The 22,080-nt window shown below is 60.1% G+C and carries 18 protein-coding genes; 8 read left to right on the top strand and 10 right to left on the bottom strand.

Annotated elements, in window-relative coordinates; all coding sequences use genetic code 11:
- Positions 1-87 precede the first annotated feature (87 nt).
- Both HUU46_12790 and HUU46_12795 read right to left on the bottom strand, forming a co-directional pair.
- The gene (locus HUU46_12790; protein NUM54515.1) at positions 88-1,422 is read right to left on the bottom strand and encodes a DegT/DnrJ/EryC1/StrS family aminotransferase; all 1,335 of its coding nucleotides are present in this window, start codon (positions 1,420-1,422) and stop codon (positions 88-90) included.
- Between the two features lie 64 nt (positions 1,423-1,486).
- Entirely contained in the window at positions 1,487-2,356 is an 870-nt protein-coding gene (locus HUU46_12795; GenBank protein ID NUM54516.1) for a TIM barrel protein, read from the bottom strand.
- 190 nt (positions 2,357-2,546) lie between these two features.
- Between HUU46_12795 and HUU46_12800 the strand changes: the two genes are divergently transcribed.
- The 3 genes from HUU46_12800 to HUU46_12810 all read left to right on the top strand — a co-directional run bounded on the left by HUU46_12800 (position 2,547) and on the right by HUU46_12810 (position 8,212).
- Positions 2,547-3,143, top strand: coding sequence for a SagB/ThcOx family dehydrogenase (locus tag HUU46_12800; GenBank protein NUM54517.1), 597 nt, complete (start codon positions 2,547-2,549; stop codon positions 3,141-3,143).
- A 157-nt stretch (positions 3,144-3,300) separates the two neighbouring features.
- Entirely contained in the window at positions 3,301-6,789 is a 3,489-nt protein-coding gene (locus HUU46_12805; GenBank protein ID NUM54518.1) for a hypothetical protein, read from the top strand.
- Between the two features lie 82 nt (positions 6,790-6,871).
- Positions 6,872-8,212: an MFS transporter gene (locus tag HUU46_12810; protein NUM54519.1), complete on the top strand. Its 1,341-nt coding sequence runs from the start codon at positions 6,872-6,874 to the stop codon at positions 8,210-8,212.
- 134 nt (positions 8,213-8,346) lie between these two features.
- Here the strand turns inward: HUU46_12810 and HUU46_12815 are convergent, their stop codons facing one another.
- Positions 8,347-8,919 (bottom strand): hypothetical protein, encoded by a 573-nt coding sequence (locus HUU46_12815; protein ID NUM54520.1) that lies wholly within the window; start codon positions 8,917-8,919, stop codon positions 8,347-8,349.
- 60 nt (positions 8,920-8,979) lie between these two features.
- Between HUU46_12815 and HUU46_12820 the strand changes: the two genes are divergently transcribed.
- Together HUU46_12820 and HUU46_12825 are read left to right on the top strand one after the other, a co-directional pair.
- Positions 8,980-9,495 (top strand): hypothetical protein, encoded by a 516-nt coding sequence (locus HUU46_12820; protein NUM54521.1) that lies wholly within the window; start codon positions 8,980-8,982, stop codon positions 9,493-9,495.
- Positions 9,496-9,564: 69 nt separating this feature from the next.
- Complete coding sequence (locus HUU46_12825; protein ID NUM54522.1) at positions 9,565-10,425, top strand: DUF4382 domain-containing protein; 861 nt, start codon at positions 9,565-9,567, stop codon at positions 10,423-10,425.
- A gap of 55 nt (positions 10,426-10,480) precedes the next feature.
- Here the strand turns inward: HUU46_12825 and HUU46_12830 are convergent, their stop codons facing one another.
- Complete coding sequence (locus HUU46_12830) at positions 10,481-11,164, bottom strand: glycosyltransferase family 2 protein (protein NUM54523.1); 684 nt, start codon at positions 11,162-11,164, stop codon at positions 10,481-10,483.
- Positions 11,165-11,177: 13 nt separating this feature from the next.
- Complete coding sequence (locus HUU46_12835; GenBank protein ID NUM54524.1) at positions 11,178-12,767, bottom strand: FAD-dependent oxidoreductase; 1,590 nt, start codon at positions 12,765-12,767, stop codon at positions 11,178-11,180.
- Positions 12,768-14,304: 1,537 nt separating this feature from the next.
- Here HUU46_12835 and HUU46_12840 point away from each other — a divergent pair.
- From HUU46_12840 to HUU46_12850, 3 genes are all read left to right on the top strand, one after another.
- Positions 14,305-14,505, top strand: coding sequence for a hypothetical protein (locus HUU46_12840; GenBank protein NUM54525.1), 201 nt, complete (start codon positions 14,305-14,307; stop codon positions 14,503-14,505).
- 891 nt (positions 14,506-15,396) lie between these two features.
- Positions 15,397-16,521 carry a DUF5009 domain-containing protein gene (locus HUU46_12845; GenBank protein NUM54526.1) on the top strand — a complete coding sequence of 375 codons (1,125 nt, stop codon included), beginning with the start codon at positions 15,397-15,399 and terminating at the stop codon, positions 16,519-16,521.
- A 162-nt stretch (positions 16,522-16,683) separates the two neighbouring features.
- Complete coding sequence (locus tag HUU46_12850; GenBank protein NUM54527.1) at positions 16,684-17,109, top strand: hypothetical protein; 426 nt, start codon at positions 16,684-16,686, stop codon at positions 17,107-17,109.
- A gap of 390 nt (positions 17,110-17,499) precedes the next feature.
- Here HUU46_12850 and miaA read toward each other — a convergent pair whose 3' ends face one another.
- The 5 genes from miaA to HUU46_12875 all read right to left on the bottom strand — a co-directional run bounded on the left by miaA (position 17,500) and on the right by HUU46_12875 (position 21,941).
- Positions 17,500-18,417: a tRNA (adenosine(37)-N6)-dimethylallyltransferase MiaA gene (miaA, locus tag HUU46_12855; GenBank protein NUM54528.1), complete on the bottom strand. Its 918-nt coding sequence runs from the start codon at positions 18,415-18,417 to the stop codon at positions 17,500-17,502.
- Positions 18,414-20,264: a DNA mismatch repair endonuclease MutL gene (gene mutL, locus HUU46_12860; GenBank protein ID NUM54529.1), complete on the bottom strand. Its 1,851-nt coding sequence runs from the start codon at positions 20,262-20,264 to the stop codon at positions 18,414-18,416. Before mutL ends, miaA begins: the two co-directional genes overlap by 4 nt.
- A gap of 115 nt (positions 20,265-20,379) precedes the next feature.
- Positions 20,380-20,787 carry a hypothetical protein gene (locus HUU46_12865; protein ID NUM54530.1) on the bottom strand — a complete coding sequence of 136 codons (408 nt, stop codon included), beginning with the start codon at positions 20,785-20,787 and terminating at the stop codon, positions 20,380-20,382.
- A 170-nt stretch (positions 20,788-20,957) separates the two neighbouring features.
- Positions 20,958-21,365, bottom strand: coding sequence for a hypothetical protein (locus HUU46_12870; protein NUM54531.1), 408 nt, complete (start codon positions 21,363-21,365; stop codon positions 20,958-20,960).
- 165 nt (positions 21,366-21,530) lie between these two features.
- On the bottom strand, positions 21,531-21,941 hold the full coding sequence (locus HUU46_12875; protein NUM54532.1) for a hypothetical protein: 411 nt from the start codon (positions 21,939-21,941) through the stop codon (positions 21,531-21,533).
- Between the last annotated feature and the right edge of the window lie 139 nt (positions 21,942-22,080).

The raw sequence follows: 22,080 nt of genomic DNA on the forward strand, positions 1-22,080 counted from the left end.
GCGCGACCGCGGCGATCGCCACAAGAAAAGCCGGGTGCTTGATCGCATGGACTTTCATAATATCCACCTCTCGCTTTGTGTCCTCGGTTACGCCGCGGGCATCGAGTCGCGGTGCGCCCACACCTTCTCGAACGCCCGCACGTATTGTTCGATCAACTCCGGCGCATCGTCGTATACCAACGGCATAAAAATATGGTTCGCGTTCACGTATTCGTTGCCGGGCATCGACTCCGGGATCGTGGGCGGATGGTGCCACCACTTCGCCTCCGAGTATATCGCGAGCTTGTGCTGTTGCGGATAGTCCCAGAAGCTTGCGTTCACGCCTTCGGCCTTCAGCGCCTTCACCAGTGCATCGCGCGTGATTCCCGCCTGCTTGTAGTCCACGAACAACAGGTTTGCCCAGTAGTACGCGCGCTCCTGGTCCGGACGGCAGACCGGCTCCGAAATGCCCGGCAGTTGAGTAATGCGGTCGTTCATCGCGCGAACGTTCTTCCTGACAATGGCGTTGGTCCGGTCGAGCGACTTGAGCTGCTCGCGCGCAAGCGCCGCCGCCATCGGGTGCATTCGATACTTCTGCCCGAACCCCGTACCTGCATACGCTCGGACGGGGCTGCTCTCCGGAAACTTGACCGGATCCTCGTAATGACCGAACGCGGCCGCGCGTTCGAAGTACTCCCGCGTTTGGTACATTCCCATACCGCCTTCGACAGTAGGCATCACCTTCGTCGTTTGGAAGCTGAAAATCCCCATCGCGCCCCATGTACCCATCTTCTTTCCTTGCATTGACGCGCCATGCGCGTGCGCCGCGTCTTCGAGCAGAATCAGTCCCTTCTCCTTGCACCATTCGCCGATACGGTCTAACTCGCACGGCAGGCCCCACGAATGCATCGCCTCGACGGCCTTGACATTCGGCGTGAGCTTTCGCTTGGCATCTTCGAGATCGAGGCATGCCGTCTTCGGGTCGACGTCCACGAACACCGGCACCAACCCGAAGAACCGCATTGCGAGACACGCAGAGAAGAACGTGTACGAAGGCACCATGATCTCGCTGCCCGGCGGCAGATCGAGCGCAAAGTACATGCTGGTCAGCGCGCTCGATCCGTTCATGTGCGCCTTCACAAACGGCGAGTTCGTGTACGCCTTCCATTCCTCCTCGAACAGCGGCAGCTCTTCGTAAAACTTGTTGCTCTCAATCAGTTCGTGCAAGCGCGCCCTTTCCGCCTTGCCGTAGCGCGGCCAGCGGGTCAGCGCCGATACACGCTCCGGCGAAAGTCTGACGGCTGCCGGCCCGCCGTTGACGGCGAGCGTTTCGGAGTTCGCGGCGCGTACCCCGCTGCTCAATGCGAGGCTCGCGGTGACGGCGCTGCCGGTGGCGATGAAGTCGCGTCGGGACACCGGCACGGATGAGATTTTTGCGGGCATTGGGACGTCCCCCTGAATGATTGCTGTTTGGTGACTGAATCGCGCTGCAATTCGCGCCCCCCGGCTACACGAACGTACCGAGTGTGCGGAGATACGCAACCGATTCCTCGATCGCGTGCTTCGTCTGCTCTTCATCGAGGTTGACACCCTGGGTGCCCTCGAACTCCAATGTCACCGGTCCGGCGTACCCGCACGCGTCGAGCACGCCGAACACGCCTTTGAAATCGACTACGCCCTTACCGAGCGGCGGAAATTCCCACGTCTCGAAGCCGCCATTGTGGTCTTTCACTTCGACCGTCGCGACATAGTCAACAATGGTTTTCAACTCGTCCACCGCATTTCGTCCGCGGTTGTAGTAGGTGATATTGCCCGTGTCGAAGTTCACACGAACATTTTGGTGATTGATCGCCTTCATGGTTTCGAGCTGGATGGCGCCGTTGGTCCCGAGATCGGGGTGCGTCTCCAGCGACAGGACGACATTGTGAGCTCTGGCGACGTCTCCCGCTTTGCGCAAATGTTCGTACGCGACTTCCTTGGGTGCGTTCGCGTGTTTCGGAGACAGAAACATGTAACCCACACCCATCTTCTGGCACGTGGCAATCTGGACGGCAAGCGCGTCTACACTCGATGCCTCGGACAAGTCCGCGCTGCCGCGCATCACGAGCGGCGTCAACGAGTGTTGCGCGAGACGTGTTAACGTTTGCTCGACTTGATCCGGCTCGGGAACGTTCAGAAAAAGGTGCTTCACGCCGACCTCCGGCACGTGCGACCATGCGGCGCTCTCGAACTTGCCGTAACTCGCCAGGCGGCAGGCAAGCGGCCTGGCGGGAGCAGCCGGCCTCGCCGGATCGAGTATCGAAAGCGCTGCGGCTGCCCCGGAAACTTTGATAAAGTCGCGTCGCGAAAGCGGAGCGGCGGGAAAGTCTTGGCGCATGGCACCGGCCCCCAAGTGAGCGATATCCCCCGATACCTCTCGAGCGAATCATACGCCTGTCTCGCCGCCTCCCGCAAGGTTTGGCGGCGTGCTAAAATAGCGGCGGGGGGAATCGGCTGCGTGCGCGGGAGCGGCCGAGGGGGAGCCGCAAATGTTTAGGCATTCACGCGATCATAACTCGAATGCTGCGATGCGCTGCGTTGCACCGCGCAACCAGGCAGCCAAGCAACTCGAGGAACTGCTTCGCGCGCGGCGGTCAGTGCGCAAGTATGCGGCGGCGCCGATTGCGTTGGAGCACGTCTCGCAACTGCTGTGGGTCGCGCAAGGAAACGTCGGCGAGACGGGCCTACGGACCGTCCCCTCCGCGGGCGCGCTATACCCCCTAAGCGTGTACGCCGTCGCGGGCGATGTTGACGGGCTTGCCCCCGGCGTGTACGGGTACGCCCCGCGCAGCCACGCCCTCCGGCGCGTGTGCGATCGCGATCTGCGCGATGCGCTCAGCGAAGCCGCGCTCGGACAGGAATGGGTGCGCACCGCGGCGGTGGATTTGCTCATCGTTGCGGACTACACGCACACCACCGATCGATATCATGACCGTGGGCTGCGATACGTCTACATGGAAGCCGGGCACGCGAGCCAAAACGTGTATCTTCTCGCGACGGCACTCGGCCTGGCTACAGTTGCGGTCGGTGCATTCGACGACGACCGCGTCGCGCACGCTCTAAACCTGCCATACACCGAACATCCGCTGTACATTATGCCGGTTGGCGTGGCGCTCGCGCCTTAATCTCGCGGCGCCCGGCGGAATCCTTTCGATCAGAAGCGCGGCGTGCATTGTGGCCGATCGAGAAAGTCGGGCCCTGTCTCCTGAGACGTCTCGTGTTCTTTGTGCCTTCTTGGTGAATTTTCTCCGAATTCTTCGCGTTAGCTGATACACTAATCTGATGAGCCCGTCACCCACATTGCGCCTGCGGATTCCGGGCAAGCGTCAGCGATGGCCATTCGTCCTCGCGGCGCTGGTCGTCGTGCTGGTCGCCGGTCTGCAGGCCGCGAAGTACCTCATTGACGCGGACAAATACCGCCCCTTCCTCATCGAGCGCATCACAAAGAACACCGGGTTGCCCGCAACGGTCGAGCGGATGGATTTCGCGGTGTTTCCCGTGCCCGCACTCCAGGCGCGCAACATTACCGTGGGCGAAGGCGACTTTCGGGCCACGTGCTCGGAACTCAACGCGTACCCAAACCTCGCAAGCCTGCTGCGCGGCGTGATAGACATCAACCGTCTCGATATCGAGTCCCTCGCCGCCACCCTTCCGGCAAAGCCGGGTGATCTCAAAGCGCGAATCGACGCCATGCTCCAGGCGCACAGTGAACACGTCACGAGCGGCACAAAGGTGGACAGTGGAGTAAAACTCGCCATCGGCCGCATTGAAGCGCCGGGCGCGGCCATTACGATGCACGGCAGCGAGCTACCTGTATTCTCGGGAAACCTCGCTGCAACCAACGTATTGTCGGACACTATCGACATCATTGCGGATGCTAAGTCGCCCGCGTACGGCGAAGACTCGCGCGTTGCCGGCACGATTACGCTCAAGCGCAATGCTCCCGCGGAGATCGGCCTTGGCGTTCACGGCGAGCTCGACCTCACAAATGTGGATACGGCAACCTTGTTTAAGGCATCGCGCGTGCCGCGGGCAATTGCGACAGTGCACGCAGTAATCGAGCGCACGGCAGCCAGCCAAGTCAAGATAGCGCTGGACGGCGCGGCGAACCCCGTGCCGGTGGAAGGCTTCGATCTGAGCGCGATTGCCGGCGCGTTTACCGGGGTCGCGTGGTGGGACACTGGACAGATTACGATCAATGAACTGAACTGGAAAGCGCCTGGCCTACAGTTCGTTTCCGATATCACCATCGAGCCGGACGGCGCGATTGCCACGCGTGTGAAGGAAGCAACCGCAAACCGCGACGGCGTGCAGGCGTTCCTGGCGGCGCAGCCATCGGCCAACTATCGCATTTCCCCGGCGGAAAGCGCGCAAGCGTCCGCCAAGGACTTGCTCATCGGTATGACGGCGGACAAGAAACTTCGCCTCGCCGCTGGAACCGGGTCGTTCAGTGGGGTCGATCTGACGTTGCCCAAGGGCCAGCGCGCCATCGCGGGATTCGCCGGCGAAGTCGCGTTCGAAAACGATGCCGTTAAGATAGTCGCATTGAAGGCCGAGGACCTTTCGATCACGGGCACGGTGAAGCCGAACTTCGGCGAGGGCACCGCGGCGGTGGAATTGCAGGGAGCAGTCAAACTTACGCGCGAACGCCTGGGCATGGTCATGCCGCTCGACGCAATCAAAGACGCCAAAGGAAGCATCGCGCTCGATCGGGTTACCGGTACGTTTTCCTCAGGCGGCGGCGTACCGGAAGACCTGTCGATCGCTGGAAAGCTGTCCGGCGGGTCGCTCGCAATCGATACGCCATCGTGGACGGACCAATTTGCAGACGCACACGCGGAATTCAAAGCTACGCCCGGCAAGATCGACACGACTGCGACCGCAACCTCGCGGAAATTGGGAAGCGTCAGCGTAAGCGGAGTGTATACTATCGCGAAACGAACCTGGAGCGGTTCCGCGCGCGGCAATCTGGCGAATATGGATTTGCCATTTCTGAAACAGGAAGCCGCGAAGAAAGTCGCGCCCGGCATCGTCGCCGCGTATGGTGAATCGAAGTTCGGTGTCGACCTTAGCCTGCCCACGGAAAAGGACCCGCTGATCCACGTCAATTTCGAGCGATCGGGCGATCCGCGGCTCGCCGGGGCTGTCGCCATGCGCAACGCAAAGAGCGGCTGGGAACTTGGCGATGTAAGCATTGATGCGTCAATTCCCGGCGACGCGTTGCAGCCCATGATGCCCGAAGGTGTCCGCGCCGATGGTAACGTACCAGTAATATTCAAGCGCGACGCAGCCAAGGGTGTGTTCGACGCAACCGTCAACGTAGATGATGCCAATGTCGCGTTGAGCGATTACCTCACGAAGCGCGCGGGCACCTCCGCGAGCATCGAAATTCACGGTGTCGCGACGACCGGCAACTGGGCCGCGAAACAAATTCAGATCGTATGTCTCGATCAAACCATCGACGGCCGGTTCACCGAATCGCGCTTCGAAATTCCGCAATTCGACGTCAGCGCGGGGGCGCTCGCAGCGCTCATGCCGGAGGGCACAAAGGCGGGCGGCCGCATACGCGGCAAAGCTGCCACACAGCCCCTCGAAGCCAATATCATGTTGGACAATGTGAACTTCGCGTTGAGCGACGCGCTGGGCATGGACAACCTCAACGGCGCAGTGGCGTACAACGACGGTGGGATATCGTGCAACGATTTGAGCGTTCGGGGGGCGGACTCCGACTTCACGTTGGATATGGTGTCGCGCGATGGCAAATGGTCCGGCGCGCTAACGGGCAAGCGGCTCAATGTGAACGAACTGCTCGAGATGAAGGCGAAATTTCAAGAATCTTCCCTTGTATCGAACACGGCCGCAACCGGCTCTGCTTCGCCGAATTCCGGATTCACCGGCAAATTCGACGTTAACATGGCCAATGTCGTCTATCGAAAAGCGCAGTTGAGCAACATGTTCACAAACGTCACGGCGCTGAACGGCGACATCGAGCTTGGCAACCTCACCCTCGCAAGCCACGGCGGCGCCACATCCGGCTGGATACGCGTCATGCAACCGCGCGGCGAGCGTCCGGCATCCACCACAATGAGCCTCAAATTGGACGGGGTCGACCTCGCGATCATCGACGACATTGCGCTCGAGGAGTCGCGCGGCGTGAAGGGAGCCACGTCGGGACAGGTCGACCTCGAGCTATTTACCGGCGAAACAATTCCTCCGTTCTCCGGTGCGAACGGCGCCGTGAGGCTCCGCTCGACGGATGGCACCTTCGGGAAAGTGGGCATGGCGACCAAGGTCTTGTCCGTTTTGCGCACGCTCGAAATCACCCGGCTCCGCGCGCCTAAGCTGAAGGACCAGGGTTTGTCGTTCGACACCTGCGAGTCTCAAGCCACCTTCACCAATGGCGTCATGCAGCTTCAATCCCTCGCGATGACTACGCCGAGTTACAACATCACCGCATTCGGTATGATCGATTTCAACAATCAAAACAGCGAGGTCCTCGTGCACGTGGACATCCTGGAAACGGTCCTCGGTGCAGCGGACCTCGTGCCCGGGCTTGACGCGCTCGTGGGACAGGTCCGTTCCGCGGGCGGTGTCCGCATCCTCCTCACCGGCCCGCCTACCGACCCCAACGTGAGCTATGGCTTTGGATCGAAAACCAATGCCATCACCGGCGAGGTGCGCGACACCGTGAAATCGACCGGCAACATCGTGCGCGACGAGATCATTAATCGTGCGGCGGATGCGCTCAGAGGCATTCTAACCAACCCCTGACGCCGGCAGCCGTGCGTCCATTGACCCGCGCCCCCGCCGTTCGCTACGCTACCCGGATTAAGCAACCAATCCCCCAGGCAGCATGTCCACGCGCGAACCGCTCCAAACGCCCCCGTCGGATGCCGATACGAAACGCATTTTGCGCATCGTCTTCTTCATCGTCTTTCTCGATATGGCGGGGTTTTCCGTCATCTTTCCGCTATACCCGAGCATGCTCGATTACTACCTCGCGCGCGAAGGATCGTCCGGCGTACTGGGTTCGATTGTTTCCTGGCTGGATCAGTTGCGTCTATGGCTCGGCGCGCGCCCCGAGCAGGGTCACGACATCATCTTCGGCGGATTTCTCAGCGCGCTCTACGCGTTGCTGCAGTTCATCTGCGCGCCGATATTAGGCGGCATTTCCGATCGTGTCGGGCGCCGCCCAATTCTACTGTTCGCAATCGCCGGACTCGCGCTTTCCTACGGCCTGTGGTTCTTCGCCAGCACGTTTCTCACGCTGGTCGTCGCCCGGCTGATCGGCGGCCTGATGAGCGGAAACATTTCCGCGGCGTCCGCGGTCATCGCCGACGTCACGACGGACAGGAACCGCTCCCGCGGAATGGCCGTGCTCGGATTTGGCATTGGCGTGGCGTTCATGTGCGGGCCTGCCATCGGCGGCATTTCGTCAATGCTGGACCTAACGCGGCATTGGCCCAGCCTGGAGGCATATGGGGTCAATCCGTATTCGGCCGCGGCAGGCGCCTCAATGCTGCTGGCCGTGCTCAACTGGCTCGTGGTTGCATGGGGTCTTCCGGAGACGCTGCCGCGAAACGGCGCGACGGAGCGCGTCCCGCGCTCCGTCAATCCATTGGCCATGTTTGTGGTTCGTTACCGGGGCGTTACGCGCGCTAACGTCACGTACTTCATCTTTCTGTTGGCGTTCTCCGGCATGATGGAATTCGCGATCACGTTCCTTGTCAAGGACCGCTTCGATTTTCAACCCGGCCAAATAGCCGTCATGTTCCTTTTCGTAGGCTTTGTGCTCGCCTTGGCGCAGGGCACTTACGTCCGGAGGCGCAGCGACGTCATCGGACCCAAGCGCATGAGCATTCACGGGCTGCTCTGCATTGTGCCCGGTATAGCGATAGTTGGAATGGCGCAATCGATCTGGATGCTCTATCTCGGGCTTGTCCTCACCACCGTCGGCTCGGCCCAGGTGCGCCCCTGTATGTCTGCCTTAGTCTCGCTGTACACGCCGCCCAACGACCAGGGACGCATACTCGGCGTCTTCCGCTCTCTCGAAGGCCTCACCCGGGCGATGAGCCCGCTTTTGGCCTGCCTGCTTTACTGGAACCTGGGTGCCCCAAAGGCATACGGGGTTGCGGCATTCGCCGTTACCGCATCTTTGGCGCTCGCGCTGACCCTTCCTAAGTTTACAAAATAAGAATATTAATCGATTTTAGTGTAATTATTTAATCTGTTCTTGGATTATCGTTACAAACGGTGCCGCTTGTGGTATACTTACCCGGGGCTATGGGACTGGGCCCACACGGGAGGCTTTTTTTCATGACTGGAACTTTACGCTCGATACTGGTCTGTCTGCTCGTAACCGCCGTGATGTTTTGCGGGCCGGGTTGCCCACGAACGACCAATAATCCCACCGGCAGTGTTAAGCAAGGCAAGGTAACGGTGCTGATTGGTTCGGCGTCGAAAACGTTGAGCCAGGCCCTGCTCGAGGCGGTGGCGCCAAAATCGGTTGTGGCGGCTGAGGAGATTTACTCGCTCACGTTGACCGTTACGGAAATCAGTCTCTCCAAGGATGACGATGATGATGACCACGGCGATCACGACGGCGACGACGACCATGGCGATGATGATGGCGACGATTTCGATGACGATCATGGGGATGATGGCGGTGATGAAGTCGACGACGACAAGCATCACGATAGCGACCATGATGGCGGCAATGGTCATGGCGACGATGGCGACGACGATGGTGATGACGACCATGGGGATGATGACGGCGATGACGACCATGGGGACGACGATGGTGATGATGACCATGGGGACGACGACGGCGATGACGACCATGGGGACGACGATGGCGACGACGACCATGGGGACGACGATGGCGATGACGACGACGAACATGTCGTAGTTTTCCAGGGATCGCAGGAAATCGATCTGGTTTCGCTGGACAACCTTTCGCAGGTGTTCTCGACTACCGATATACCCGCGGGCGTATATCACCGCATCACGCTGAATATCGAGAACCCGCGCCTGCGGCTCGTTAGCGATCCGGAAACCGAAATCACGGACGTCCACCTGACGGCAAATGGGCGGTTGTTTGTCAATACAACGTTTGAAATCCCGGAAGGCGGCAACAGCCTGATAGAACTGATGTTCAATGGCGTTCACCTGGTCCGGTTGGGGAACGGAGGATACGTGCTCACGCCGCAATTGGATGCGAGCGTCACCGTATCCGCGGCGGACGTGACAGCCAACGGAACCATCGCGTCGGTGGACGACGCGGCGGATTCGCTGGTCCTGACGCTGGCGGATGGCGACGTCACCGTGCTTTATGGCGGCGCGGCGATCTTCCTCCCCGCGGACACGGACACACCGACCGGAACCGAGGCGGACCTTCTGCCGGGCGCGAGCGTCGAAGTCGTCGGGACAATCGATCTCGACGGTGTAATAACGGCTTCGGAAATCCACGTGCTATGATTCTCGCTGCGCGGGGCATGTCGAGGATCGAGCGTGCGCAGCGTCGAAGCCCACGAGGAGTAAGGGCCTATGCGTAAAATTCACATGTTGCTGTCCTGCCTTCTGGCGGTCTCCATCGCCCTGATGGGCGCCGGATGTCCACGGCCGGCGGGCAAGGGCAAGGTAACCGTCCTGTTCGGTTCGGACGCGAAGTCGTTGTCCGGGGCGCTGCTCTCGGCGGTTGCGCCGAAAGCGGTCGTAGACACGGCGGACATCGAATCGCTTACGGTGACGGTCACCCAGATTTCGCTGGATTCGGAAGATGAAGACGAAGGCGAAACGGAAGGCGAAGGTGAAGCGAAAGCCGCCGGTGACGTAATCGTGTTCGAGGGGTCGCAAGACCTTGAACTCATCTCGTTGGCGGGCCTTTCGGAAGTGTTCTCGAGCGCGGAGATTCCCGCGGGAACGTACACGAAGATTCGCATCGCGATCGAGAACCCGCGGCTTCGGCTGGCGAGCGATCCGGAGACGGAAATCACGGACATCAAGCTGACGGCGAACGGGCACCTCTTTGTCTCCGAGACGTTTGAGGTGCCTGCCGATCAGAACAGCAACATCGAGATCACGTTCGAGGATTTGCACCTCGTGCTGAACGGCAACGGCCGCTATGTGCTCACGCCGCAGTTGCGCGCGGACATTCTGGTTTCGTCCGCGGACGTAGCGGCGAACGGCACAATTGCTTCGGTCGATCCGGACAACGATTCGATGGTTGTGACGCTCGCGGACGGCGACACCACGGTGCTGTACGCGGGCGCGGCGATCTTCCTGCCGGCGGACACGGACACGCCAACGGGAACGGAAGCGGACCTGGTTGTCGGCGCAAGCGTCGACATCGTAGGGACGATCGATCTCGACGGTGTGATTACGGCGACGGAAATCCATTTGCTATAGTCTCAAGCAGTAGGTTGATTCACGAAGGGCGGCCAATTGGCCGCCCTTCTTCGTTTCAGTCGAAAAGACGATACCGGAGAATGAAGTACAGCGCGGCGACACCGTCTTTCCATGTGATTTTCTTGCCTTCCGAGTATCCGCGGCCGCTGTAGGAGATTGGCACTTCGTAGATGCGATAGCCGCGTTTCGCGACCTTTGCGGTGAACTCCGGCTCGAACCCGAACCGCTCGGATTTGAACGTCACGTCCTTCAAGATGTCGGCGCGGAACGCCTTGTAGCACGTCTCCATGTCGGTGAGATTGATGTTCGTAAGTGCGTTGGAGAGCAGTGTCAGAAATCGGTTGCCCACCGAGTGCCAAAAGAGCAACACGCGGTGCGGCCCGCCGAGAAAGCGCGACCCATACACGACATCGGCGCGGCCATCGAGCAGGGGCTCGAGCAGTTTCGGATAGTCTTGCGGATCGTATTCGAGGTCTGCGTCCTGAATGATGACGATGTCGCCCGTGACGCGCGCGAACCCGGTGCGCAAGGCCGCGCCTTTGCCAAGGTTGCGAGTATGGCGAATGACCTCGAGGGAACCGTCGCCGGCAACGGAATCGAGCCGTTCGCTGGTGGCGTCTGTCGAGGCATCGTCCACAACGATGATCTGCGTTTCGTATGGGGCCGCGCGAACACGGTCGATAACTTGACGAATCGTTTCCGCTTCGTTGTACGCGGGTATGACGATGGAGAGCTTCATCGCGCGGTCTGGGTCATGCCGGCCAATGGAGGCGCACGCCGAATCGTTCCAAAGTCCGTTGAAATTCCGCTAACAAGTCGCCTTTGACACGGACCTGCTTTGGCGTCTGCCCTTTCTCGATGCACCAGGCCGCGAGCGCGCCGGCGGATTCGCCGATGTTCCACTCGACGGGATGCAGGCGGTAGCAGCCATTGGTGATGTGCGTCGTTCCGATGTTTTTGCACGCTGGGAGCAGATTTTCGACGCGACGCGGAATCAGCGCGCCGAGCGGGATTTGAAATGGCATGCTGTCGACGTCGATGTAGTTGTCGCCGCCGGAACTGGGGTGTAGATCGATGCGGTAGTATCCAATCCCCACGCTGTCGGGAAACACCTCCGCCGTGCACTCCTCACAGTTTTCTCCGGTATAGATTTGCCGCGCCTCTTTGCCGACGTGATGCTCGATCACGGTGAATTCCGCCCTGATGCGGCGCGATTCGCGGATGTACGGGTACTTCGCGAGACCGTCGTTCGTGCCAACGACATCGGGACGCAGGCGCAGTCCCTTCCATCCCACGCCGCCGTCGGCGCGCGGCGCCTCGGTCTGGAGCCAATACAGCAATGACAGGCTGAGTTGTTTGGCTTGGCGCAGATGGCTGGCCGCTTCGTCGGCGGGCACTTCGTACAAGTTGCCGAGCCAGTAATCGTTTTGCGGCCAGTTGACGAGCGTGATGCCGCCTTTACAGAAGCCCGGCGCGAAATTTTCGGGCGCCTGGATGCGCCGGTAATTCCAGCGCCCCATGTCTTCGCGCTTCGTCGCCGACGGGTCGAACTTGCTCAGCCGCGGTTGGAGCGTGACGGGGTGCGTGTCTTCCCAACTCAGGAGGTTGCCCGTCCACGGCGGGCGCAATTGCGGAACATAGTCGCGCCAGTACTTGTAATCCTCCGGCCTGGCAATCGTGTGGTCTTCGTCAGGACAATACTCCATCGGGAAGCAGCACGTAAACGCCTGCATGTTGTACGGCTGGGGGGTGTCCGGCGCGTGCAGTTCGTTGGTGTCGGCCTTGCCTTCCGCGCCGGTGAAGTATTCGGTTTTGGTAAGCGGGAGTAAATCGCCGCATTCGGTGGCGTCACAGAAGTAGGCGCCGTGCAGCGTGCGTTGGGTGTTGTTGCGAATGTCATGCACGGTGACGCTGCGCACGCGGTCGCCATCGGTATCCGCAGCGATGGGTTTGTGTTCGAGCAGGATCGTGACGCGGCCTGCGCTCACGTATTGCGCCAGCATTTCATTCAATACCGCGACCGAGACGCGCGGTTCATGGCACAGCGCGGACACGCCGCCACCACCGGGATTCAGTTTTTCATTTGCGCGCGCTTCGTCGGTCAACGGGTAGTTGCGGCGGTAGTAGCCGCGCACCCGGGCGCGATAATCCTGATAGGTCTTTGTGCCGCCGTGCGTCTCAATCCACTTGTTCTCGTCCGGCGGAACCGCCTGCGCGGTCAATTGTCCGCCGATCCAGTCCGTCTCCTCTGTCATCACGACGGTGCGGCCCATGCGCGCCGCGGCCAACGCCGCCGCGCACCCGCCTACGCCCCCGCCGATGATGACGACGTCAGATTTCATCTCGTTCCCCTTCGTTACCTCATGGACGAGTGAGGGACATCCGTGTTTCGCTTCCTCCTTCGCTAAAGCTATGGAGGACAAGCCGCAAGGCCTTCGCGAAAGACGGTGTCAGTCCCCGTCAACTGCGACCTCGGCACTCACCGTCAGCGAAGGCATGCGCGCACGATGCTCCCTACAACCTATAAGGACAACGCGTTGCAGTCAATCCGGTCGCGCCCGCCGGGATCCGCTGGCATCGCGGGGCGGTGTGACTGCCTTCATCTATTAGCCCACGGCGTTGCACTTTTGGGGAGCGGCTTTCGGGTTCCAAAGAGCCAGCGGGTATCGGGTATTGGGTATTGGGTATCGGGTTTCGGGTAACGGGTATCGGGTATCGGGTATCGGGTTCCGCAGAATATGGGAATCGGGGCTGTTGTGAGAATGGGTTGGTGCTCCGACATTGCGACAGGGATTCGCAGAGGCTGAGGTGAGCGGTGCAGGGGGTGTGGCGCACTTTTTTTGGCGAGACAACGGGGGTGTTTGAGGCAGAATCGCTGTAACTTCAGTGATTTCACGGACGCCTCCGATTTCGCACGGGGTGCAGGGGGGTTTTGGTGACTTGCCGATTCAAGGGGGGCAATCGAGCCGGGCTCGTCGCCACTATCGATTTCATAGCCGCCTTCGATTCGGCAAGGGGTACAGGGGATGGGGCGTTGGGTGGGCCGGGGCAGTTGCGGCATGTCGAGTACTCTTCCTGATCGTAAGCCCACGGCGTTGCACTCCGGATTGACCACGGAGACACCCTCCTTCGCCGAAGCGGCTTCGGACGGCCGGCGGAGAACACTGAGGGGAACGGAAGATTGGGCCGCGAAGGAGTGCAGCGTGGGATTTGGGAAACGAGGGTGATTTGGGTGACAGCGATAAATGAGGGGGATCGGCGGAGTTGAGATTGTGCGCCCGCAGCATGCTGCTGCTGAACGACCTTTGTTTGGTTGACAACGTGGTTAAGTAAATGCGAAGGGCTGGGATATCGCGCTTGAAGGGAGTTTGCGAAACGAGGGGTTTTGATGGAAAGGCGCAGATTGGGTTTGATTTTGTCAATATATAAATTCGACCACAGATTTCACAGATTGCACAGATGAGATATCGTTTCGGGGATGAGTACGGGCGGACGGTGTGGATCGTGGCGGTGGGGCCAGTCGGTGCGGCCAGGATCGGTCGTACGAAGGGACGGGGCGTATGAAGTTTGGTGATTGGCCGTGTGCGGAGGGTGTGGCGTCTTGTTGCATGGGAACGGTCTCTATTCACGTGCCCGGCGCGTTGCAGTGGGGATCACCATATTGTGCCGATCTTGACGGGGTGGCTTCGCGAGTTCGCGCCGAATGGGTTGCGCTGCTGTAATTGTGTTGGAGTACTGTATTTCGTAGTCTGTCCCTGAATTTCTCTGAATTTCTCTGAATTTCCCCGATTACAATTACGAGCGGACAGGGCGTTGATTGGCGGTTGTCAAGATCGGACTTGCGTGTTAGGCTGGTGGAGGGTATGAGGAACGGTCGAAATGCCGACGCTGCAGGAGATTGAGTCGCAGATAGCCGCGCTGTCCAAGGAGGACTTGGTGGCGTTTTCGGCATGGTTCGACGAGTTTCAGGCTGAGGCGTGGGAGCGGCAAATCGAGGCGGATTCGAGGGCAGGCCGGCTCGACGGGCCGATTGAACGGGCCATGCGCGACGATGCAGATGGGAAGTCGACGCCACTTTGAGGCACCGCGCCGTTCCCGATTTCTGGCAGTGTTACGACGATTTGCCTGCTGAGGTTCGCAGGGCCGCGGACAAAGCGTTCGACCTCTAGAAACAAGACCCGCACCATCCTTCGCTACGATTCAAGCGCCTTCATAACGCCTGGTCGGTTAGAGTTGGTTCCGGTTATCGCGCTCTCGCACATGAAGCACCGGATGGGTTTGTGTGGTACTGGATCGGCTCGCACTCCGAATATGACGGATTGATCAATCGTTGAACCCCCTTCGCGTACGCTCCTGAAAACGTCTGCGCCGCCGATAAGGCGAATGTGGTTGTCGAGGATAACGCAGGTGTAGTGGCAGAGTCTTCTGCGTTGGCGGCAGTAGGCGAGGAAGCCGGTGACGATCTCGACGTGCGGAGCGCTGGTGAATACCGGGATGCGTTCGACGATGGATGAGGTTACAGCGTAGAGGCTATCGTCGTCGATAGCGTGAGCGAATTCCGAGGAGTATGCGTCAAAGCAGAGCTTTTCAAGAGCGCGTTCCCAACTGGAAAGTTGGGAACGAGTAGCCATGTCTCAGGTTGGACATAAGGCAACCATGTCTCAGGTTGGACATAATTTACCCTGAATCTAACGCAAAGCCTACGCGAAAGACGGTGTCAATCCCGTTCAACTGCCGTTCTTGCGCTCGGAGGGTGCGAAGATGCGCGATCGCGTTGCGGTGCTGGGCGGGCGCGGGTAGAGTACGCGGGCAGACAGGGAGTCCACGGGGAATGGATCGATGGGTGTGACAGTGCGCCGCGAAACGGATGGGCCCGATTCCGGCGAAGGCCGCGCCATCGGCGTGGTCCCCGCGAAGGCGGACGTTGCTCCGACGCGCATTTCGTCCCTGGATGCGTACCGGGGCTTCGTCATCTTCCTGATGTGGACAGAGCTGATGCGGTTCGACCTTTTGGCGCAGGCGCACCCGGGCAGTTATTTCTGGCGGATCATGGCGTATCACGGGGTTCACGTGCCGTGGGCGGGCGGTTCGCTTCACGATCTGATCCAGCCTTCGTTCGCGTTCATCGTGGGCGCGGCGCTGCCGTTCTCGCTGATGGCGCGGCAACACAAGGGCCAGTCGCGCCTGCGCATGACGGCCCACGCGTTTTGGCGCGCGTTCCTGCTCGTGTCGATTGGCATCTTCCTTCGATCGAACGGCGCGCCGATGACGAACTGGATTTTCGACGATACGTTGACCGTAATCGGTCTCGCGTACGGCTTCCTGTTTGTAATCGCATTTGGGCCCACGTGGTCCAGATGGACCGTATTCGCACTTATCCTGATTGGATATTGGGCGGCGTTTGCGCTCTACCCGCTGCCGGGGCCCGATTTCGACTGGGCGCGGGCGGGCACGTCGCCGGATTGGCCGCATAATCTCACCGGGTTCGCGGCGCATTGGAACGGCAACACCAATCTGGGCTGGGCGTTCGATACGTGGTTTCTGAACCTGTTTCCACGGCCGCGCCCGTTCTACGCGCACGTGGCGGGATATAGCACGCTGAACTTCGTTCCGACGATTGCGACAATGATTCTTGGACTTTTCGCAGGCGACGTGCTGAAAAGCGGCCGGACCGCAAGACAGAAGGTTCGGTGGCTGCTGGCGTACGGCGTTGCGGGAATCGCGCTCGGCTGGGTGCTTGGCGCGCTTGGAATCTGCCCCGTCGTGAAGCGCATCTGGACGCCGAGTTGGGTGTTGTACAGTGGCGGTTGGTGTTTCCTATTTCTCGCTGCGTTTTATTTCGTGATCGATGTTGCGAAGTTCCGGACGTGGTCGTTTCCGCTGACCGTTCTCGGCACGAACGCCATAGCCGCGTACTGCATGTGGCAACTGCTCGATTCGTTCACAAAGTCGAGCCTTAAGACTCACCTCGGCCAAGAGTTCTTCACGTTTCTCGGTACAGCGAACGAACCGCTCGCGCTCGGCGCGGCCGTGCTCGCGTGTTATTGGATCGTTCTGTATTGGATGTATCGGCGCAGAATCTTCCTGCGGGTGTAGTCTCCGGGCCGCGCGGGTGTTCAGCATCTGCGCAATCGCTCGCTGCAACTCAGATCCGAATCAGTTTCTGATCTATATGCCCAGTGCGTTGCCGTTTGCCGGCCGTTACGCACTTGCGAATAAAGCCGTTATGGGTTGACGGAACCACAGTAAATCGTGGGTATGTGGAAACGGCGGGAGCGTCCTGATAATCGAAACAAGGAGTTCGGGGAAGTTGGCGCGATGGCCGAGCATTGCACTTCTATTGCATTTGCTTTGGGTGTTGCAGTGGGCGGCGGGCGTATAAGGACGGGGCGCGGAATAGCCGCAACCAAAGGGTTTTCTCAATCAATTTCAAATTTGAAATCTCAGAATTTCAGAGAACATCGCACTGAAGCAAAAGAGCTTACACGAGAAGCGCAAATATTTTTGGATATCTTCGGCAGCATAAAGCTGAGGGACCTAGCGCGGCTTGTGACCGCAACCAAAGAGTTGCATCAATCAATTGCAAATTTGAAATCTCAGAATTTAAGAGAACAACGCACTACAGCCAAAGCGCTTAGACGAGGGGGTTGGAATCTTCAGATATTCTCGCCGGAATCGACGTAGCGCGGAATAGCCGCGACCAAAGGATTTTTCTCGATCAATTTCAAATTTGAGATTTCAGACAACAACGCACTGAAGCCAGAGAGCTTGCACGAGAAGTGCAAAGATTTTTGGTTGTCTTCGCCGGAATCGATCCAAGGGACCGAAAGGACGCAAACGAGTGGAACGGGACGAAGTTTCGGGCGACATCCCCCGCCCTTCGGGCACCCCGCCAGCGTCGAGACTTCGGTGGGCAAGCCCCTTCAGAAGGGGGAATGATGTGTGTCGCGGCTGAGGGCTATATCGGGACGACAGTGGGTAGCGGCTGAGGGCCATACCGGGACGAATGTGGGTCGCGACTGTGGGGCATACCGTGACGAATGTGGGTCCGTTGATATCGTGGTGTACGTTGCGCTACTTACTCAGTTTGCGCAGCGCTTCGCCGGCGAGTTGTTCCAGGTTATCGGTCGCGTGGAGCCACTCGATGCGTTTGTCGGCGCGGAACCAGGTGAGTTGACGTTTGGCGAAGTTTCGGGTGAGTTGTTTCATACGGCCGGTGGCGTGTTCGAGGGATTGTTGGCCGTGGATGCAGGCGAGGAATTCGCGGTAGCCGAGTGAGCGCAATCGCATGATGTGGGGCGCGTGACCCAGTTCATCGAGACGGCGGACTTCGTCGATGAATCCGTTGGCGATCATGTGGTCGACGCGGGCGTTGATGCGTTCGTAGAGGACGGGGCGGGGCCAGTCGATGAGGACTTGCACGGCATCGAAGGGCGGGCGCGCGGCGCGGTGCCGGGCGTGGAGCGTGGAAAACGGTGCACCGGCGATCTCGTGGACTTCGAGGGCGCGGACGATGCGTTTCAGATCGGTCTGCTTGATTTGGGCGGCGTACGCGGGATCGATTCGCTTCAACTGATCATACATCGCGGGCGTGCCGATCGCGCCGGCTTGCGCATGCAAGCGCTTGCGAATGGCGGCGTCGGCGCCGGGGCCGTCGAACAATCCGTCGATAAGCGCGCGCAGATAGAGCCCCGACCCGCCGACGACGACGGCGATTTTGCCGCGGTTGTTCAGATTGATGACGACTTCGCGCGCGAGGCGCTCGAACTCGCCCGCGGAAAAGGCCGTGCCCGGATCGAGGAAACCGACGAAGTGGTGCCTGACGCGTGCGCGCTCTTGCGGCGTGGGCGCTCCGGTGCCGATTTCCATGCCTTTGTATACCTGCATCGAGTCGGCGGAGACGATTTCGGTGTCGAGGCGTTCGGCGAGTTCGATGGCGAGGGCTGTCTTGCCGGACGCGGTGGGCCCGACGACGGCGAGGATTTGCGTCACTGCCGTCTCCGAAAGCTCTTCTCCATTTGCATCTGGGTGAGTTCGGTGATGATGGGCCGGCCGTGGGGGCAGGTGTACGGCGGGCGTATGCGCTGGAACCCGTCGAGCAGTTCGCGGCGTTCCTGCGGGGAGAGGCGGTCGCCGGCTTTCACCGAGCCTCGACATGCTTCGACGGTGAGGCGCAACGCGTCCGACAGGAAATCCTCGCGGCTGAACAGTTCGCCCTGGGCGAGGTGATCGAGCACGCGGTAGATGGCGTCCGGCACGCGCGCCTCGTCGTACAAATGGCAAATCGCGGTCACCTGAAAGGTCGATCCGCCGAACGGTTCGATTTCCATGCCGATACGGCGGAAGATGTCGAGGTTGGCTTCGAGGAGCTTCTGGTGCGAGGGCGGGACCTCGACCAACAGCGGCACGGCGAGTTGCTGTGCCTGGTAGTCGTGGTCCTCGAGGTCGGCAAACAGACTGTCGTAACGCAGGCGCTCGTGCAGCGCGTGTTGATCGATGATGAGCAGGCGATCATTTTCCGGCACGAGCAGGTAGGTGTCGAACAATTGCATTGGCGCATCGGCGACGCGGTCCATCGGACGATATACGGCGGCGGGTTCCACTTTGCCGCCGTGTTCCGCCGCGCCGAACTCTGTCTGCACGGGCGCCGGCGTCGCTTCGCCGATGTCTGTACCGATGGAATCCGCCGCGACCACTTCAATGGGATCGGTATCTTCGCGCGGGACGTCGTCGATCTCGGCGGCTAGGTCGCGATAGTCCGCGATCTGTACGACGGTGCGTGGAGGCGCCGGTTGCGGGGTGTTTGCGGGAATCGCATGTGCGGACGGCGCCCCTATCGCGGCGAGGCGTTCACGCACGATGTCGCGTACGGCGTCGCGCGCGGCGCGTTCGTCGCGAAAGCGGACTTCGCGTTTTGCGGGATGGATGTTGACGTCCACGAGGCGCGGATGCGTTTCGATGCTGACGATTCCGACGGGGTGCCTGCCGATCGTAAGCAGGGAGCGGTAGCCGTCTTCGAAGCCGTACTGCAGCGACCGGCTGACGATGGGGCGACGGTTCAGAAAGAAGTACTGGTGCGAGCGTTGCGAGCGCGACAGGGCGGGTGTGCCGATGATGCCGAAGACGCGCATGCCGGCCTGTTCGCCGTCGACATCGACCATGTCTTTGAGAAAACTCAGTCCCCAGATAAGTGCGATGCGTTCGCGCAATGTCGCGGACTCCGGCACGTCGAGGAGGGTCTTGTCGTTGTGCGTGAGGTGAAACGCGATGCCGGTCTGCGCGAGCGCGTGGCGCTGTACGGTGTCAATGCACTGGCTCAATTCCGTGGTGATGCCTTTGAGAAACTTCGCGCGCACGGGCGTATTGAAGTATAGGCGGTTGACGGAAATGCGCGTGCCCGCGGGCGCGGCGACTTGATCGACATCGCGGAGCACGCCGCCTTCGATGCGAATGCGGGTGGCGGAATTGTCCTGTTGTCGGCGCGTGACGAGTTCGAAGCGCGATACGGCGGCAATACTCGCGAGGGCCTCGCCGCGGAAGCCCATGGTCACGATGTTGTCGAGGTCTTCGGCGCGGCGAATCTTGCTCGTGGTGTGGCGTTCGATCGCGAGGAGCGCGTCCTGCTCGGACATGCCGTGGCCGTTGTCGATGACTTCGATGGTGCGGCGTCCCGCGGCGACGATACGTACCTGAACGCGGGTTGCGCGCGCGTCGATCGCGTTTTCGACGAGTTCCTTTACGACCGACGCGGGACGCTCGACGACTTCGCCCGCAGCGATGCGGTTCGCGACGGTTTCCGGCAAGGCGCGCACGGCGGGTATGGCGGTTCTCACGGTCATGTTGGGTTCCCGGCGCGTATAGTAAGTTCAGCGAATGCGCGGCTGCAAACGGTCTCGGTAAAAACACAAGGGCGGCCCGGTGGGCCGCCCTCGGAATCATTTAACGCGAACCGGACTACAGGACGTAATCGAGCGTCGCGTAGATTTCTTCGTCGCAGGTGCTCTTGCTCGGCTTAAGGATCGATTGTTGTTCGTAGGTGATGCAGAGGTGGGTCGATTCGATTTCGACGCCCAACAGTTCGACGGTGTCTTCGCACACGCTCGGATCCGACACATCGAAGATTGCGCGGATGTCATACGACCCCATGGTGTACCCGCCCGCGGCGCCCGTCCCGCCGGGTGCGATGAGCTTGAGCACGCCATCGGGATAGGTTGACGCGCCCGCAGTCTTCGTGGCGAACTCGTCAAGCCAGAAATCGGTCTGGTTCTTTACGCAGATTTTGAACACGAGGAACTGGCAGCCCACCACCAAGGGCAGCGCTACCGCGGCCAGCACGGCCAACGATGCGATACGACGTGACATGCGACATTCTCCCTTCTTCGCGCTATATACGTTGCCCCCACCAATTGGAGACGCGACATTGTACGACGAGGTGTATCGGTTTGTCGATACCCGATTTGGGGGGCGATTAAAAAAATAGCGGGGGCCGCCCGCAGGCGGCCCCACGATTCACACTTTACACTTGGCGCGGTCTACAGTACGTAGTCAAGCGTCGCGTAGATTTCTTCCGAGCACGGCTCAGTGCCTTTGGTCAAGATGGTCTGCACTTCGTACGTAATGCAGAGGTGTGTGGACTCGATCTCGACGCCGAGCAGTTCGACCGTGTCCTCGCAGACGGCGTCGTCGGACACGTCGAAGATCGCGCGGATATCATAGGACCCCATGGTGTATCCACCTGCGGCACCCGTCCCGCCTGGGGCGATGAGCTTGAGCACGCCATCCGGATAGGTTGGGGCGCCCGCAGTCTTTGTTGCGAACTCGTCAAGCCAGAACTCGGTTTGGTTCTTGACGCAGATCTTGAATACGAGGAATTGGCACCCGACCACGAGAGGCAGGGCAACCGCCGCCAGAATGGCGAATGATGCAAGACGACGTGACATGTGTGTTCCTCCCTTTTTTCGCGCTGAAATGCGAACAACCCAATCGCAAAATCTGGGTGTATTCTACGCGGGCGCGTTCGATTTGTCGAGAGGCAAAAAATAGGGCGGCGGGAACGGGCTTGCGCGCCGGTTCCCGCCGCAAAGTGTCAAGAGTGAACTACGCGATTAGAGAACGTAGTCTAACGTCGCGTAAATCTCTTCCGAGCATTCGCCGCCCTTGCCAACAATGTCTTGCACTTCGTACGTGATGCAAAGGTTCGTGTTTTCGATTTCAACACCGAGCACTTCGACGACGTCCTCGCAAATACTGTCGTCGGACACGTCGAAGCTGGCGCGGAAGTCGTACGAACCGGCACCGTAGCCGCCGTCAAAATCCGAGCTACCGGGGGCCAGGTTCTTGATGGCCCCGTCCGGGTACGTGGCCGCGCCGGCCACCTTGGACGCAAACTCTTCCAAGTAGTACTCCGTGTTGTTCTTGACACAAACCTTGAAGACCAGAAATTGGCAACCCACCACAAGGGGAAGGGCTACCGCCGCCAGCAAGGCCAGCGAAGCGATGCGACTGCGAACTGACATGTACGTTTCCTCCTTTGCTGCATTCCACTTAACAACAGCGTCCAGAACTCTGGAACGCCACCATCCTACGAAATTGAACCGGGTGGACACAAACCCACCGGCCCTGCATCCCGTCAGAATCTCCGATAACCCCCTGAGC

The sequence above is a fragment of the Candidatus Hydrogenedentota bacterium genome (assembly GCA_013359265.1).
Classification (GTDB): domain Bacteria; phylum Hydrogenedentota; class Hydrogenedentia; order Hydrogenedentales; family SLHB01; genus JABWCD01.